Consider the following 15,147-nt stretch of genomic DNA (forward strand, 5'->3'; position numbering starts at 1 on the left):
ACCTACACCACCCAGCTCACCGTCCTGACCATGCTCACCATCGAGCTCGCGAGGGTTCTCGGAACGGCGGATGAGGCGTACCTCTCCTCCCTGGAGGACGGCCTTCAGAGGGTTCCCGACCTCGTGGAGAGCGTCCTTAAGCACGACGCTGCCCTCAGGGAACTCGCCGAGAGTCTCGCGGATAGGAGGGACTTCTTCTACATTGGAAGGGGCATAAACGTGCCAACCGCCCTCGAAGGGGCTCTCAAGCTCAAGGAGATAAGCTACATCCACGCCGAAGGTCTCAGTGCGGGCGAGCTGAAGCACGGCCCGCTGGCCCTCCTCGAAGAGGGCGTCCCGGTCGTCGCGGTGGCCCCGAGCGGGAAGACCTTCGACAAGATGGTGGGCAACGTGGAGGAGTCAAGGGCGAGGGGAGCGTTCATAATCGGCCTGGGGGACAGGGAGGAGCTGAGGCGCGTCTCCAGCGCCTTTATCGAGATGCCCGGTATCGACGAACTGCTAACCCCCATCGTATACATCATACCGCTCCAGCTCATCGCATATCACCTGGCGGTTTTGAGGGGCAACGACCCCGACAAGCCGAGAAACCTGGCAAAGTCCGTTACCGTTGAATGAGGTGATCCGGATGGTGAAAACAGAAATTAAGGAGAAGCGGAAGAAGAAAGGGGAAAACACTCCCCTCCCCGGATACTATCAAAAGTTCAAAAGTTACGGCCTTCCGCTGATAGCACTCCTGCTCGCGTATCTGGGCTTCAAACTGAGGAACATAACCTCCAACTACAAGACCTTCCTTGACCCAGATACGTTCTTTCACTACGAGATGTACAGGCAGGCTATAACTGAGTGGATTCCCCAGTATTTCGCCTACGCCGACCCGCCGGCGGGAGTAAAAGCAGGCGGCTACCTCGGTCTCTACACAGTCCAGGCAATATTTTACAAAATCGTATCCATATTCGGCTACGACCAGCTGGGAGCGTTCAAGCTCTGGCCGCCCTTCGTCGGAGCGATGACCATCGTGGCAGTGTACCTCCTTGGAAGGAAGCTCCACTCCAACTGGGCGGGCCTCTGGGCGGCGGCCTTCATGATGTTCTCCTACGCCAACTTCAGCAAGACTTACTCCGGCAACAACCGCGGTGAAGGACCGTTCATGATGTTCTTCCTCTATGCGGTATTCTTCCTGCTGGTCTACCTCGACGAGAGGAAGTGGAACCCGAAGAAAATCCTCTCAGGTGTCCTGTTCCTGCTGACGAGCGTTCTCTACATGGCGGTCTGGACCGGAAGCCAGTTCGGTGTCGGAATTCTGCTCCTCTTCGCAGGGCTTACCGTGGTGGTATTCTTCACCTTCGGAATGATGGATGTCCTCAGGAGGTTCGTCAGGGACTTTTTCCCACTCTTTGGGCTCTCTCTTGTTATTGGACTAGTGTTCTCGTACACCAGGCTAGTGGGCATCAGAAGCTTCCTCGTGTTTGCTATTGAGGGCCTTGTAGCCCTGAGCGCTCTTGTCGCAATAATGATCTACGGCGAGCGGGTAGGCCTCAACTACTCTGACAAGAAGCACCGGTTTGGAACCATCATCGCCATAGCGATCCTTGGGTTCCTAGCGTTCTACGGATACTTTGGCAGGGACCTCCTCAAGTTCCTCGGCGGCGCCACCCAGTCGAATCCACTCTACCAGACCGTTGCCGAGCTCGCGAAAACGGACTGGAAAACCATAGCGGCATACTACAGCGTCAAGAGCAATGACGCCATAATCTTCATACTATCCGCCGTCGGATTCATCACAGTGGCTGCAAGGTTCGTGAGGAAGCTCGTCAAAAACGACCTGACCGGTCACAAGGAGATATTCCTAGTATCTTACTACGCGGGTTCCCTCTACCTTCTCCTGCTCGCGGTTCGCTTCGTGTTCCAGGCTTCGGGAGCCATACTCCTCCTCGCGGGCGTTGCAATCGGCGAGGCGTTCCTCTTCGTGGAGACCATGAAGGAGAGCGCCACAACCAAGGCCCTCTACGCGGTACTTCTGATAATCCTCTTCCTGCCACTGCCCATCATTGGGGCCCAGTACACGGGAGACATCGCCAAAAGCACCGCCAAGGCCCAGGGTTCCGTCCCAGCCGAATGGATGAACACCCTGAACTGGCTGAAGGAGAACAGCCACCCGCTCGACAGCGCCACGAGCTGGTGGGACTACGGCTACTGGATTGAGTCAAGCCTCCTCAGTCACAGGCGCTCCGCCACCGACGGCGGTCACGCATACGACAGACGCTACATAGTCGCGGACTTCTTCTCCCACTACGGCAACGAGAGCGAGCAGGACTTCGAGGCCTGGGAGCTGAACTACATGATAGTCTGGCAGCAGGACATCTACAAGTTCAACGCCATAAGCTACCTCGGCGGTGCGATAAACTACTACGAATACAGCCACATCCCGATGTTCCAGGTCGTGCCAATGCAGTACGTTAAGTACGCCAACGAGAGTGGAAAGACGGTTGTCTACCTTAAGACGGCCGCGGGTGACAAGCAGCCAGCGATGACAGTGGATCTGGCCAGGGGACAGATTATTCAGGGCAGGGGAGACATTCCGTACGTCCTCTATCTCTTCGGCAACTATGGCATTCTGGCGTACCACAAGATAGCCTTCAGCAACTTTGTCAGGCTCGTGTTCCATATGCCGTACTCCCTCGAGCCGTGGGATGCTCAGAAGCTCTTCGCCAACTTCAAGCCGGTCCACAACGACGAAGGCGTCTCAACCTACGAGTTCAGGCCATTCGCTGTGTATAGAATCGATCGGTACGAGAACGGCACCTGGAAGACATTCTACAGCACTATGGGCGGAGGAAAACTCCCGCTCGGAGAGCAGAAGCTCAGACTCTGGATTTCGGCCTTCGGCAGGGACGTCAAGGACGCAGCCCTGGTCTTCGAGGCATACAACGGAACCGAGCTCATCAAGAGGGAGACCCTCGCTGAGGGCCTCGGCATAAACCACCTCAACGAGACCCCCGTGGAGGTCAGCCTCTTTGTCCCGAACGCCACCAAGTACCGCTTTGTCCTAATCCAGGACGGTCCCGTTGGAGTGCTCAACGGCGAGCCGAGGGTAAACGGGAAGGTCGCCAATCCAACCTACCTCTTGGGTGAAGGCCAGAGTGGTCAGCTCGAGCTCAAAGCCGCGTTCAGAAAGGACTACAGCAATGTGCAGCTTGCACTCAGGGCGAGCATAGTTTACTACGTCGCCCCCAACGGCAAGGACATCTATCAGGATAAGTTCTATCTAGAACCCCACCAGGACATCATAACCTACGTTCCGGTCAAGGAGCTGAGCGTCAAGGCCGGTGACAACGTGATAACGGCGCAGGCTTCGATGCCGTCCGATGTGTTCAGTGCATACATCGAGAAGCTCTACCAGAAGTACGGTGAGGACAAGGTTGTCATAGTCAAGAAGCGCGTGGAGCCGGTGTTCATAACGAAGAAGGAGTACGTAATCTGGGAGGGCTGAGCCCTCCTAATCCCTGACTATTTTTATCCCTCCTATGCCCCTAAGTCCGCTCTTCTCCGCGGTCCTCACAACCCCTGGCAGGAACCGAACCTTCGGCCGCAGCACGAGCGCCTCCACCTCTCTGAAGCCCAGCTTCCAGAGGGCAAAGGCCCTGTGGTGGCCGTCGAGGATATAGTAGCGCCTCCCGTAGGGTATGACTGTTATCGGGGCATCGTACCCGTGTTTTATCTCCTCCAGCACCACGAGAAGCTTCACCTCACTGAGCTCCGCCTGTGTTGGGACGAGAAGCTCCACGGGCAGGAAAGAATACTCCATCTCAAAATCGATACCGTAGGCCGCCCTGTATTCGTTCATTATGTGCTCCGCGCGTTTAAACGCCTCCTCCCGGGTTATGAGCCGTATCCTCCTCAAACCTTCCTCCCCCTGACCGCCACGAACGCCGCAAGGTTCCTGCATTTCCTGTGGCACTTCCTGTCCGTTCCCTCGGCCAGTCCCGTGAAGGGCCAGAACGAGGGGAAGAATATTACCCCCGCACTCTCAACCTCCCCGAATCCCGCCCCCAGGAGGAGCTCCTCAAGCTCGCTGGGAGTGTAAAAGCGAGCATAGCGGTAGGCTGTTTCAACGAAGAGGCTTTTAAGCCGTTTGAAGAGGAACCATACGCTGCGTCCGTTCATGGTGCCGATGACCGCCTCACCCCCCGGCCTCAGGACGCGGTAAATTTCGGAGATGACGTTTTCCGGCTCGTGGATGAACTCGAACATCGTGACGCTCAGAACGAGGTCAAAGCTCCCATCCGGAAACGGCAGGCTGTAGGCGTCTCCTCTGACGCAGTTCAGGCCCTTCGAGCGCGCTACCCTCAGCATCCCCTCGCTGGCGTCGAGGCCGACGACGTCGAAGCCCATTCTTTTGAGCTCCAGGGTATAGTTCCCGGTCCCGCAGCCGAGGTCGAGGGCCCTTCCCCTTCTGGTCCGCAGCATGGAGAATATCAGCCACTTCTCCGTTCTGTCCACGTAGCGGCCCGTCTTCGTCCGGTACCACCCGTCGTAGCGTTCGGCTATCCTGTCAAAGTACTCGACCATTCAGACGCCCACCTTGCCCTCGATTGTCGGCGGCTTATCAATGCGGTCGTCGATTTTGAGGCTTATCACGACGCGCTTTGCCCCCGCTTCCAGAATCGCCCTGTGGCATCTCTCAACCAGTTCGAGAATCTCATCCACCGGGCCCTCCACCACCGTCCCCATTGGACAGACCCTGTACTTCAGTCCGCTGGAGGCTATAACGTCGATAACCGGACGCAGGTACTCCCCGACGCTGGGACTCTCCGTGCCGAGCGGGAAGAGGCAGAGCTCCGCGACCGCCATTCAACCACCCCCCGCGGGAGGGAATATGTGAACCACATCCTCCTCACTCAGCTCGGTATCGAGGCCCTTGAGGTGAAAAACGTTGTGGCCGTTGACGAGGACCATGCCGTCTATGGGCTTATCCGGGCCGACGCGGGGCGTTCCAAGGAGCTGCTTCTTTATCTCTGGGGTATAATGTTCGGCAAGGTAATCTATGAGCTCGCGGACGGTCCTCACCCCGTGAACCTCAACCTTCCGCCTGCCGATTATCTCGCGGAACGTGGCATAGAACATGACCTTCATCTGGGTCACCTAGGGGAGGTTGGACAAAAACCCTTAAAGTGATTTCGCCGTAGAACTATCAAATGACAGTACTAACCGTTGAACCCCCCGAGTACTATCCCGTGGTCGAAAAACTCTTCGCTGGGAACATCCGGGACGCCCTCGAAACCCTAGGCGTGGAGCTCGTGGGTATGAAAGTCGGCGTGAAGCCGGTTGGGAGGGTCATAAAGCTGGCATTCCTCTTCGAAATCCGCAGGCCCGAGACGTTTCTTCCCGGCGAGCTGGACTCGATAATATCGGGCCTCCTTGAGAAGCTAGCCGAGGACGCCACCCGCACGTTTGGGAGGCTGTACGACGCCAGGTTTCAGGTGGCGGGATTCAGAACCATAGAGGCAGCCAGAAAGCCGCGGAAGGAAGAAGTCAGCCTCGTGGTAAGCTGCCCCGACGATATCAGGAGGACGATAGAACGACTGGGGAAGGGACTTGTAATCTACCTGAAGGACAAGCGGGTTGAATTTTCCACCATCACGTTAACAATGCCCGTGGATGGAAGGCCCAAACTGACGATCACTCTGCTCGTTCCGGAGAAAAAGTCACCGCATGATAAAGAGGCCCTCGCAAGGGAGCTTGAACGCAAAGCAACCTCCTACCTCAGAACCCTCAACGCGGGATACATATCCGTGGAGGCCAAGGTTCTGGATCCAGGCGACAAGAAGATAGGGGTAATCATGAAAAAGCTCGACGAGATAGAAAAGGAAGCGGAGGAACTTTCAAGGATGGACGATATAAGGGAGCTTATGAGCGTCCTTGGAAAAGGGACTCCCGAGAGCTGATGTAATCCAGAAGAGGACGTATCCTCTTCCACACCTCCTCGACTCCCCCGTTTCCTTCTATCCTAACGTATATCCCCTTTCCCCGGTAGAATTTTATTATGGGCTCCATGTTTTTCGTGTATATGCTGTATCTGCGCTCAACGATTTCAGGCATATCATCTTTTCTCTGAACCAGCCGCCCCCCGCAAAGGTTGCATATACCTTCCCGCTTTGGTGGATTGAACCTAACGTGATAGACGGCACCGCAGTTGGAGCATATCCTCCTGCCGGAAATCCTTTCGATGCTTGTTTTCAGGTCTATGAATATCTCCATCGCAAGGTCAAGCTTGATGCCGTGATCGTAGAGGTAATTCTCAAGGGTTATCACTTGTTCGGGGGTTCTGGGGTACCCATCGAGGATAAAGTTGCTCCTCTGCCTGCGGAGCTTTGATATTATTAGAGTGTTCACTATCGTGTCGGGTATCAGCTCACCCCTCGATAGGTAGTTGTCCATCTCAACGCCAAGGGCGGTTCTCTTTTCGATCTCCGAACGGATTATGTCCCCTGAGGAGATGTACGTCAGACCGTAGCGCTCGACTATCCGTTTGGCATGGGTGCTCTTTCCACTCCCGGGAGGGCCAAAGAGGAGTATGTTCACGGACACCACCAGTGATTTTCTCTGTACTTCTTCATTGAAATATTTTTTGAGTCGTCCACTCCAACAAATTTAAATTTTCCTAGTACACAGATACTAACAGGTTGAGTACCATGATAATCGGGAGGTTCCTGAGCCCGAGCTATCACATAAGAGTTCTCAAACTCGACAAGTTCAAACCGGAGGAGATAGTTAATGGGTTCCGCCGGAGGGGCGCCCACGTCTCCGAATTCCCGAGGGACATCGATATCGAACTCGCCATAGAGTCGTTCATGGCCTCGAGCTACGGGGACTACGTTTACGTGCTGAAGTTTCCGAAGGGCCGGCTGTTCCTGGCGAGGCACACCAAACGGCTTCATGAAAAGAAATGGCCAAATTCGGGGCGCTACATCGCCCGCGATGAGAACGGGCTTAAGCGCTTCCTTCTGAGGGAGGTCTCAAGGAAATCAATGGTCATTATAGAGGTGCCCCGCATCATCATCTGGGGTGCCGTGTGGTGGCTGGTCTGGAACTACTTTGAGAGGTATCCGCTCGGAACGTTCCTGCTGTTCTTCGTCGGTTTCTTCCTCGACGACCTCTCGAAGGTGTTGGAGTACTTCGTCCTAGGCCACTGCAGGGATTGATTCGCTCCCTTCACCTTCTCGACCACGTGAATACCCTCTATCATCGTGAACGGATATTGACCGTTCTCGTCCTTCTCAACGGCCTTGACCATGTCCCATATCGTCAGCAGGGCGACGGTGACGCCGGTGAGGGCCTCCATCTCAACCCCGGTCTTGTAGGTGGCGCGAACCTCGCAGGTGGCTTCTATGTAGTCTTCACCGAACTCGAATGAGATGTCAACGCCCGTGAGGGGTATCGGATGGCAGAGCGGAATCAGCTCGGGCGTTTTCTTAACGGCCAGGATTCCCGCTATCTGGGCCGTTGCGATAACGTTCCCCTTCTTCGTCTTCCCGGATTTTATCAGCTCGATGGTTTCGGGCTTCAGTTTTATCCTGCCCTTTGCCAATGCCCTCCTAAAAACCTCGTTCTTATGGCCTACCTCCACCATTTTAACGCCCTTTTCATCAACATGGGTCAACTCCATCCCAAACGCCTCCGGGAATGATAGTGAATACAAAAACAGAAAGGATTCACCCCTTGGCGACGCCCATCGGGCGCATTCTCGCCACGAGGTTCGCTATTCCTGCCTGGTGGACGACGTTGACGACGTTGTCAACGCTCTTGTAAGCCCCTGGAGCCTCCTCGGCAACGACTCTGAGAGACGCCGCGCGGATGTAGATTCCCTGCCTTGCGAGCTCGTTCCTCAGCCTGTCGCCGCGGTACTGTCTCGTCGCGGCGTGCCTGCTCATCAGCCTTCCCGCACCGTGGCAGGAGCTACCGAAGGTCTCCTTCATCGAACCCTCCGCACCGGCCAGGACGTAGCTCGCGGTTCCCATCGAGCCAGGAATCAGAACCGGCTGGCCGACGTCGCGGTAGGCCCTCGGCACGTCGGGGTGGCCGGCCGGGAATGCCCTCGTCGCTCCCTTCCTGTGAACCACGACCTTGACTTTCTTCCCATCGACCTCGTGCTCCTCGACCTTAGCTATGTTGTGGGCGACGTCGTAGACGATGCTCATCTCCATGTCCTCAGCCTTCCTCTTGAAGACCTCCTCGAAGCTCTCCCTGACCCAGTGGGTTATCATCTGCCTGTTGGCCCACGCGAAGTTGGCAGCGGCCTTCATCGCGGAGAAGTATCTCTGTCCCTCCTCTGTCTGGAAGGGAACACTGACAAGTTCTCTATCTGGCCACGGAACCCCATACTTCCGGTTGGCCTTCTCCATTATCCTGAGGTAGTCGCTCGCCACTTGGTGCCCGAGCCCCCTGCTTCCGGTGTGAACCATGACAACGACCTGCCCCTCGAAGAGGCCGTAGGCTTCCGCTATCTTCTCGTCGAAGACCTTATCAACCACCTGAACCTCAAGGAAGTGGTTTCCTGAGCCGAGGGAACCGAGCTGTGGAGCGCCCCTTTGCTTTGCCTTCTGGCTGACGGCATTTGGATCCGCACCTTCCATCCTTCCGCCTTCCTCGAGGTGCTCCAAGTCCTCCTTCCAGCCGTAGCCGTTGTCAACTGCCCACTTGGCACCGTCAGCGAGAACGTCGTCAAGCTGCGTCCAGTGGAGTCTCACCCTTCCCTTGCTTCCCAGCCCGCTCGGGACGTTCTTGAAGAGCGTGTCCACGAGCTCCTTGATGCGAGGTCTTACTTCCTTCTCGGTGAGGTTGGTCCTGATTAAGCGGACGCCGCAGTTGTGGACGACAACGCCGTTGGCTATGAAGTTGTGGGCCTCGTGATAGACTCCGATGTCGTAGAGCCTTTTGGAGTCACTTTTTATCCTTTTGACTTCAATTACTGGATCAAGCACGAAGCCACCTTCAAGCCCGTAGGTCTTGAGAAAGCTCTCGAAGTCGGGTAGAAGTTCTCTCATCCTTCTGTTTCTCTGGACTAAGTTGCTCTCTGAGATGTTTTCTCCTATCACGATTTTTCTCCTCAAGTATTCCGCGAAGATCAGTGCGTAGGGTTTCTGGGCGGTGTATTCGTAGCCAATTCTGGAGAGGAAGTTGTACATCTCCCTCGTGTTGGAGTATATTACAAGCCTGTACATTACCCGATTGTCGTACTCTTTGACTTTTCTTACGTGCGAGGTGACTTCAAACTCCGCCAGCAGTTCTTTAATTGAATTTAGGAATCCCACGAGGCTTTCTTCGAGTTCTTTGGTCTTAACTGCAGTTAGGGATATGGAATTTGGCGTGTATTTATACTCATCTGAAATCAATGTCGGCTTGCTTCCGTCTGCACCGAAAAGCCCCGCTAGGAAGTTCCTCTTAACCCATTTGGGAGCCTTTTTGATCCATTCCGGAACGTCGAAGTCAACGTTGGTTTTCTTGCCCACCGGAGCACCCAGCTTAATGAGGAGTTTTGAAAACGCCTTTGATGTAACCTTTATCGAGTACTCAGTTCCCTCGGTCTCAAACTCTCCCCATGCAGTCTTAACGTTCTCTTTTCTGATCCTTTTGTAGACTCTGGAGGCCCTGACGTTAAAGTAGAACTCGATATCCTTTCTAAGGGCCTCCAGTCCCACCTCGTCTCCGTAGAAGCCGGTGATTATCCGTTCCCTACCGTTCTTCTCGCGGTAAATGTTAAAGGACCCATCGCCTATAAAGTATCCCAGTATCCTTGCCAGAATCCCAATCCTTGGGTCGTTCATCCTCAGTGGGAGCAGTCCCCTCTCTTCCAAGTACTTAACCAGCTGTCTGTCTTCGTTTTTGAAATCTTCGCGAGTTAAGAGAACCCTCGGTTCGGGTTCTTCGTATTTCACTCCTTCGAATGGATAGACCGCAACTAAATCGCCGGGATTTAGGTCTTTTGCCATTATGTACCCGTTCTCTGTCAATACTGGATGGTCTCCCGAAGCCTTAAGGATTCTCCCACTTGCAAGATTTATTTCGTATATCTCCTCATCGGCGTCCCTCTCTGCAACCAGCATTATCCTTGAGTGATCGTTGTGGCCCTCCTTTGCGTCGTAAACCTTCAGTGGAACCTTTTTGAATGAATCGGGAAGATCTTTTACCTGGATCTTGAATCCCAAATCACTTATGACCTCAGTCTCTTCGTGAAGACAATTCACATCGTATCCCACGCCCCCAGGGCTTATTATACCTTCTCTGGCGTCAAACGCCGCCACTCCGCCAATCGGGAAGCCGTAGCCCTGGTGACCGTCGGGCATGACGATTGAGTACTTGTAGATGCCGGGCAGCATCGCAACGTTGGCAGCCTGCTCAAGGGTTCTGTCTCCCCTCATCTTCTCTATCAGCTGGTCGTCAGCGTAAACCCTGCCCGGAACGCGCATTCTCTTGTCGTACTTCGGTATCTCCCAGCGTATTTTATCTATCCTCTTCAGCGGCACCATCCTCCCACCTCCTGTTTAGATTACCCTAACGTTATTTTAAGCTTTCGTGGGGTCTTCGAGCTTCAGCCTCCTCTCCTTCGGCACGTAGTTTATGAGCCTGCCTTCCTTGGCCTTGGCCGAGCCGAGGTAGTAGGAGCGCCACTTGACTATCACCCATCCGTGAAGGTCTTTATCATCAATCTCCACGCTCTCGCCGGCCAGATACCGCTTAGCCCTCCCGTCGTCCAGCTCAACGACGTTCTTTGTGGCTTTCGGCCCAACGAGGAAGGAACCTTCGATGCTCAGCCTTATCCCGTCGCTCTCCACCCTGCCGAAGTACACCCCGTTTCTGTCGGGGCCCCTGATTTCAAGGGAGCAGGGTTTCCAGGCGTAGACCTTGTGATACCTCCCGCGTATCTCATAGAGGAGCTCCGGCGCATAGCCGTAGTTCTCAATGAGGAGCCTTTTGACGAGTTCGGCGTCATTTGTCTGCCCTATCTCCGCCCTCGGATTGTCGTTCATGCCCCTCCCTCCGGCTTTACAATCTTTGCGATGAAAAACGCCTCGGTGTCGTTGTCGTTGGGATGAATCCTCAGGGCCTTTCTCAGCTCCTCCGAGTAGGTTCTCCCCTCCCACTCGAGGATCGGCTCGCTGGTCTTCACGGGCAGGTCTATGCGCTCGAGCCTCGCGTCGGTCTTCCGGAGCAGGTAATCGACGACCTCCTCGTTCTCTATGGGGTCTATGGTGCAGGTGGAGTAAACCAGCGTTCCGCCGGGCTTGAGCGCCCTGTAAGCTGCCATGATGAGCCTCTTCTGGATGTTCATGTACCGGACAACCTCTTTCATGCGCCACTCTGTCAGGAACCTCCATTTCTTCCGTATCATGCCAACCGAAGAGCACGGGGCATCCAGCAGGATCCTGTCAAAGCGATTCTCAAAGCGGGCAAAGTAAACGCCGTCCTTCACACTCACCCGGGTGTTCAAAACCCCCATCCTGTTGAGGTTCGCTATGAGAACGTTCGCCCTGCTTATTTTGGGGTCGTTGGCTATTATGCAGCCCTCGTTATTCATGTACTGAGCAATCTGGCCCGTCTTCGAGCCCGGCGCGGCGGCCATGTCGAGAACCAGCTCACCAGGTTTGGGGCCGAGGACGACGGGGGGTATCATGGAGCTCGCTTCCTGGCCAAAGATGAGGCCCAGGCTGTGCTCCGGCACCTTCGCGAGGTTGTCAACGTTGATGAAGAACCCCTCACGAACCCAGGGAACCGGTTCAAGCTCGAACTCCTCCTTAAGCCTCTCAACGACCACATCAAGCGGAGCCTTGAGGGTGTTCACCCTTATGCTCTGCCGCAGGGGTCGGATTATGAACTCCCAGAACTCGTCCGTGTCTTCAAGCATCGAATAGCGCTCGTAAAAGGCGGGATTGGTCTCCTTAATCCTGTCCCTCGCGCTCATGGAACCACCTCAGATGTCCGGAACCAGCTGCGCCATCCATCTCCCGTCCGGCAGCTGTTCTATCTTCATCTCGTGGTAGGTTATCGCCTTCACCTCTTCCTTCGGCTCGTGCTTCTCGTAGTCGAGAACCTCGCCGCAGGCCTTCGCCCTGAGCCGGTAGCCTTCCCCGGCATTCTCTATCTCGACGTTAACGTCCCCAAAGACCAGACCATCCATGTCGTGAAGCACGAGAAGCTCCTCAAGGAAGTTGTACAGGAGCGCCATCAGGTCCTCGCCCTCGGCCTCGACCTCACGGCATTCTTTGCTCTCCACCTTCCTCACGTCAACCATCACATCAAAGAGCGCTAGGGCAACTGCTTCAAATGCCTCCTCGAGGCTCTCACCGTAGCCGCGGATGCCCACATCCGCCGTGTGCTCGTAGTGCTCCCACTCCCTCATTCCCTCACCTCCCACAGCCCTTTCTTTGAAAGCGCTGGCGGAAATTTCGTTACTTTTAAATCCGCCCCTTCAAGATGCCGAGCATCAATTAACGTCTCCTCATGAGCGTCCGCACTTGAAACGTACTGAGCCTGCATCTCCTCCATCACTCTCAAGGCAGGTTTTCCCTTGGCTTTGACTGATCCAAAGGATGGCTCCCCCACTACTGGCACCTATACTATCTCCGCTCACTGCTTAATAAACCCAACCATCGAAACCGTTAATTAGACCGCCGTCTAACCCTTCAGAGGTGGAGAACATGAGGGAAATAACGGCGCGAAGGATTATCGAGATGAAGGGGAAGGAAAAGATCGCGATGATAACCGCCTACGATTACCCGTCCGCACTGATAGCCGACAGGGCAGGGATGGACATCATCTTCATCGGCGATTCCCTAGGCATGGTTGTTTACGGCGAGGGGAACACGCTGAACGTTTCTATGGAGCAGATGGTCTTCCACACCAGGGCGGTCTCGAAGGCCGTCAAGAGGGCGCTCGTTCTGGCGGACATGCCCTTTGCGAGCTACGAGATAGACACCGACGAGGGCCTGAGGAACGCGGTTAGACTGATACAGGCCGGTGCGGATGCCGTTAAGATCGAGGGCGGCTACGACCACAGGAAGCTCGTCAGAAAGCTCGTGCGCATGGGAATACCCGTCATGGGGCACACCGGGCTTACCCCGCAGCGCTATCTGAGGTTCGGGGGATACAGATTGATGGGGGAGACCGAGGAGGAGATCGAGGAAATCCTCCGCGACGCCAAGGCACTGGAGAAGGCGGGGGCCTTTGCGGTTGTCCTCGAGTTCACCCTCGCGGACGTGGCAAAACTCGTGACCGAAGAGATATCAATCCCCACGATCGGCATTGGTGCCGGGCCGTGGGTCGACGGCCAGGTTCTCGTCTGGCATGACCTTCTCGGCATCTACGAGGAGACCCCACCCTTCGTCAAGAAGTACGCTGACATCGGCGGGATGATGCGCCTGGCGATTGAGAACTATCGTGAGGAGGTTAAGGGCGGCGCGTTTCCAGGCAGGGAGCACTACTGGGAGTTCCTCGATAAGGAGGACTTCAGGAAAAAGGCCGCGCGTGCCCTGGAGAAACTGAGAGAGGAGGATTGAATGCTGGATGAAAAACGGGTAAGCGTTGTGATTCCAGCGTACAACGAAGAAAAGCGCCTTCCCAGCGTTCTGGGCAGGATACCGGACTTTATCGATGAGGTAGTGGTCGTGGACGACGGCTCCGGCGATGGGACTTACAATGTAGCACGGGCGTTCTCCGAGAAGGACCCCAGGACAAAGGCGATTAGACTCGAGAGGAACTGCGGCAAGGGCTGCGCAATGAGAAGGGGCGTTGAGGAGGCCTCTGGGGACGTGATAGTTTTCATCGACGCCGACGGACAGCACAGGCCGGAGGAGATAATAAAGCTCGTCGAGCCCATAGTCCGCGGTGAGGCCGATCTGGTGATAGGGGCAAGGAAGGTCGAGGAGGCTGGAAAAAGGCCGCTGCACAGGAGAATCAGCAACATCCTGACGACACGGCTTATACGCCTCAAACTGGGGCGCTATGTCTACGACACCCAGAGCGGGTTCAGGGCCTACAGACGGGAGTTCCTTCCGGAAATAGAGAGCGACCGCTACGAGGTTGAGACGGAGATGCTCCTGAAGGCCGCAAAGATGGGCGCCAGGATAAAGGAAGTTCCTGTGGGCATGATATACGACCCATCGAGGGAGGGCCGCTTCGGGATCAGGGACGTGTTCCGCTTCATCAGGGCGTACCTTCGGTTTTGACCTTACTTTTAACCTTTATCGCCCCCAAGGTTCCAGCGGTTATGAGGGCGAAACCAACGACATGATAGAGGGTCAGCGTCTCCCCCAGCAGCACACTGACGCCTATTGCAACCGCCGGGGCCGGGGTTATTATGGCCGTTGCCTTGGAGAGGTTGATGCGCTTTATCGATCCGTACCACACGAGCTGACCGGCCGCTATCACCAGACCCTCTGCGATTACAAAGCCTGAGAACTCAAGTCCGGACGCAGCCGCCAGAGGCAGGAGAAGGAGGAACCCGAAGGTGTTACGAAGGGCCGCTATCGTCTGGGGGCTGTAGGGAAGCCTCTTGGCTATAACGTGGCCCAGCTGCCAGAAGAGGGGCACGAGGAGGAGCAGAAGATCACCCAGCCTGAGCTCAACCGAATGTCCCGGAACCATGATAAAAACCAGGCCCACCAGGATAACTAGGGAATACACCACAAGGCGCTTCGTTATCCTCTCCCCCAGGAGGAGCCACGCTAGAAGGAACGACCACAGAACCTCGCTCCTCGTTATGAGGGCGGCGTTTATTGCGGTGCTCATCCGGGCCCCAAAGGAGTACGCAAGATAGGCGAGCGCAGTTCCGAAGAAACCTACCAGAAACGCCGGTTTTATTCCGGCGGGATTTTCATGGATCTCATCCAGCCCCCCACTCCAGCCGACCGCTGTCCAGAGAATGAGAGATGCAAGCAGGGCAGAGAGGGCAGCGAAACTAATGGGACTGGTTGGGTTGGACTTTATAACAACCGGCTCAAGTCCGTATATCACCATCCCCAAGAGCGCCAGGGCGGTCCCCAGAGCTTCGCGCCGCATACCCAACCTTTGGTTCTCTGGGTTTATAAACCTCCCAGTAGTGCGCCTGGAAGCCGACCACGGGTGGATAGTACCTGCCGCCGCGGTGCTCCA

17 protein-coding genes and 1 pseudogene are annotated in these 15,147 nt (G+C 55.6%); 6 read left to right on the forward strand and 12 right to left on the reverse strand.

Features of this window, described 5'->3' with window-relative positions:
• A partial coding sequence (locus APY94_RS03865; protein ID WP_157065461.1) for an SIS domain-containing protein occupies positions 1 to 615 on the forward strand: 615 nt, incomplete at its 5' end.
• 10 nt (positions 616 to 625) lie between these two features.
• Complete coding sequence (locus APY94_RS03870) at positions 626 to 3,490, forward strand: STT3 domain-containing protein (protein ID WP_058938385.1); 2,865 nt, start codon at positions 626 to 628, stop codon at positions 3,488 to 3,490.
• 6 nt (positions 3,491 to 3,496) lie between these two features.
• Here APY94_RS03870 and APY94_RS03875 read toward each other — a convergent pair whose 3' ends face one another.
• Genes APY94_RS03875 through APY94_RS03890 form a run of 4 tightly spaced genes read right to left on the reverse strand, consistent with a single transcriptional unit; the run spans position 3,497 to position 5,133 of the window.
• On the reverse strand, positions 3,497 to 3,901 hold the full coding sequence (locus tag APY94_RS03875; RefSeq protein ID WP_211259698.1) for a ParB/RepB/Spo0J family partition protein: 405 nt from the start codon (positions 3,899 to 3,901) through the stop codon (positions 3,497 to 3,499).
• Positions 3,898 to 4,569, reverse strand: coding sequence for a class I SAM-dependent methyltransferase (locus APY94_RS03880; RefSeq protein WP_058938387.1), 672 nt, complete (start codon positions 4,567 to 4,569; stop codon positions 3,898 to 3,900). The genes APY94_RS03875 and APY94_RS03880 overlap by 4 nt, the downstream gene beginning before the upstream one ends.
• Positions 4,570 to 4,851, reverse strand: a complete 282-nt coding sequence (locus APY94_RS03885) for an MTH1187 family thiamine-binding protein (RefSeq protein WP_058938388.1) — start codon at positions 4,849 to 4,851, stop codon at positions 4,570 to 4,572.
• Positions 4,852 to 5,133, reverse strand: coding sequence for a MoaD/ThiS family protein (locus APY94_RS03890; protein WP_058938389.1), 282 nt, complete (start codon positions 5,131 to 5,133; stop codon positions 4,852 to 4,854).
• Between the two features lie 62 nt (positions 5,134 to 5,195).
• Here APY94_RS03890 and APY94_RS03895 point away from each other — a divergent pair, with 62 nt between their 5' ends.
• Positions 5,196 to 5,945 (forward strand): hypothetical protein, encoded by a 750-nt coding sequence (locus tag APY94_RS03895; RefSeq protein ID WP_058938390.1) that lies wholly within the window; start codon positions 5,196 to 5,198, stop codon positions 5,943 to 5,945.
• On the opposite strand, the gene APY94_RS03900 is transcribed toward APY94_RS03895, so the two are convergent.
• Entirely contained in the window at positions 5,908 to 6,582 is a 675-nt protein-coding gene (locus tag APY94_RS03900) for an adenylate kinase (protein WP_058938391.1), read from the reverse strand. The two genes, APY94_RS03895 and APY94_RS03900, sit on opposite strands and share 38 nt — an antisense overlap.
• A gap of 110 nt (positions 6,583 to 6,692) precedes the next feature.
• On the opposite strand from APY94_RS03900, the gene APY94_RS03905 reads away from it, so the two are divergent.
• On the forward strand, positions 6,693 to 7,202 hold the full coding sequence (locus APY94_RS03905; RefSeq protein WP_058938392.1) for a hypothetical protein: 510 nt from the start codon (positions 6,693 to 6,695) through the stop codon (positions 7,200 to 7,202).
• Between the two features lie 8 nt (positions 7,203 to 7,210).
• Here APY94_RS03905 and moaC read toward each other — a convergent pair.
• From moaC to APY94_RS03935, 6 genes and pseudogenes are all read right to left on the reverse strand, one after another.
• Positions 7,211 to 7,666 (reverse strand): annotated as a pseudogene (gene moaC / locus APY94_RS03910) (cyclic pyranopterin monophosphate synthase MoaC); the annotation flags it as partial.
• A gap of 46 nt (positions 7,667 to 7,712) precedes the next feature.
• Positions 7,713 to 10,526: an RtcB family protein gene (locus APY94_RS03915; RefSeq protein WP_058938393.1), complete on the reverse strand. Its 2,814-nt coding sequence runs from the start codon at positions 10,524 to 10,526 to the stop codon at positions 7,713 to 7,715.
• 36 nt (positions 10,527 to 10,562) lie between these two features.
• On the reverse strand, positions 10,563 to 11,027 hold the full coding sequence (locus APY94_RS03920) for a methyltransferase RsmF C-terminal domain-like protein (protein WP_058938394.1): 465 nt from the start codon (positions 11,025 to 11,027) through the stop codon (positions 10,563 to 10,565).
• A complete protein-coding gene (locus APY94_RS03925; protein ID WP_058938395.1) occupies positions 11,024 to 11,959 on the reverse strand; it encodes a tRNA (cytosine(49)-C(5))-methyltransferase in 936 nt (311 codons plus the stop codon). The genes APY94_RS03920 and APY94_RS03925 overlap by 4 nt, the downstream gene beginning before the upstream one ends.
• Before the next feature lie 9 nt (positions 11,960 to 11,968).
• Positions 11,969 to 12,397, reverse strand: a complete 429-nt coding sequence (locus tag APY94_RS03930; protein ID WP_058938396.1) for an archease — start codon at positions 12,395 to 12,397, stop codon at positions 11,969 to 11,971.
• Positions 12,394 to 12,609 (reverse strand): hypothetical protein, encoded by a 216-nt coding sequence (locus tag APY94_RS03935; protein WP_058938397.1) that lies wholly within the window; start codon positions 12,607 to 12,609, stop codon positions 12,394 to 12,396. The genes APY94_RS03930 and APY94_RS03935 overlap by 4 nt, the downstream gene beginning before the upstream one ends.
• An 86-nt stretch (positions 12,610 to 12,695) precedes the next feature.
• Between APY94_RS03935 and panB the strand changes: the two genes are divergently transcribed.
• Positions 12,696 to 13,553 carry a 3-methyl-2-oxobutanoate hydroxymethyltransferase gene (gene panB / locus APY94_RS03940; RefSeq protein WP_058938398.1) on the forward strand — a complete coding sequence of 286 codons (858 nt, stop codon included), beginning with the start codon at positions 12,696 to 12,698 and terminating at the stop codon, positions 13,551 to 13,553.
• Positions 13,554 to 14,222 carry a glycosyltransferase family 2 protein gene (locus tag APY94_RS03945; RefSeq protein ID WP_058938399.1) on the forward strand — a complete coding sequence of 223 codons (669 nt, stop codon included), beginning with the start codon at positions 13,554 to 13,556 and terminating at the stop codon, positions 14,220 to 14,222. It abuts the gene before it with no gap.
• On the opposite strand, the gene APY94_RS03950 is transcribed toward APY94_RS03945, so the two are convergent.
• On the reverse strand, positions 14,200 to 15,054 hold the full coding sequence (locus APY94_RS03950) for a DMT family transporter (RefSeq protein WP_058938400.1): 855 nt from the start codon (positions 15,052 to 15,054) through the stop codon (positions 14,200 to 14,202). The two genes, APY94_RS03945 and APY94_RS03950, sit on opposite strands and share 23 nt — an antisense overlap.
• Between the last annotated feature and the right edge of the window lie 93 nt (positions 15,055 to 15,147).

Origin of the sequence: Thermococcus celericrescens (assembly GCF_001484195.1) — an archaeon.
GTDB classification, from domain to species: Archaea; Methanobacteriota_B; Thermococci; order Thermococcales; family Thermococcaceae; genus Thermococcus; species Thermococcus celericrescens.

Coding starts and splice junctions, on each gene's coding strand:
- APY94_RS03870 (WP_058938385.1), top strand. CDS start 626: ATGGTGAAAACAGAAATTAAGGAGAAGCGGAAGAAGAAAGGGGAAAAC.
- APY94_RS03880 (WP_058938387.1), bottom strand. CDS start 4,569: ATGGTCGAGTACTTTGACAGGATAGCCGAACGCTACGACGGGTGGTAC.
- APY94_RS03885 (WP_058938388.1), bottom strand. CDS start 4,851: ATGGCGGTCGCGGAGCTCTGCCTCTTCCCGCTCGGCACGGAGAGTCCC.
- APY94_RS03890 (WP_058938389.1), bottom strand. CDS start 5,133: ATGAAGGTCATGTTCTATGCCACGTTCCGCGAGATAATCGGCAGGCGG.
- APY94_RS03895 (WP_058938390.1), top strand. CDS start 5,196: ATGACAGTACTAACCGTTGAACCCCCCGAGTACTATCCCGTGGTCGAA.
- APY94_RS03905 (WP_058938392.1), top strand. CDS start 6,693: ATGATAATCGGGAGGTTCCTGAGCCCGAGCTATCACATAAGAGTTCTC.
- APY94_RS03915 (WP_058938393.1), bottom strand. CDS start 10,526: ATGGTGCCGCTGAAGAGGATAGATAAAATACGCTGGGAGATACCGAAG.
- APY94_RS03920 (WP_058938394.1), bottom strand. CDS start 11,027: ATGAACGACAATCCGAGGGCGGAGATAGGGCAGACAAATGACGCCGAA.
- APY94_RS03925 (WP_058938395.1), bottom strand. CDS start 11,959: ATGAGCGCGAGGGACAGGATTAAGGAGACCAATCCCGCCTTTTACGAG.
- APY94_RS03930 (WP_058938396.1), bottom strand. CDS start 12,397: ATGAGGGAGTGGGAGCACTACGAGCACACGGCGGATGTGGGCATCCGC.
- panB (WP_058938398.1), top strand. CDS start 12,696: ATGAGGGAAATAACGGCGCGAAGGATTATCGAGATGAAGGGGAAGGAA.
- APY94_RS03945 (WP_058938399.1), top strand. CDS start 13,554: ATGCTGGATGAAAAACGGGTAAGCGTTGTGATTCCAGCGTACAACGAA.
- APY94_RS03950 (WP_058938400.1), bottom strand. CDS start 15,054: ATGCGGCGCGAAGCTCTGGGGACCGCCCTGGCGCTCTTGGGGATGGTG.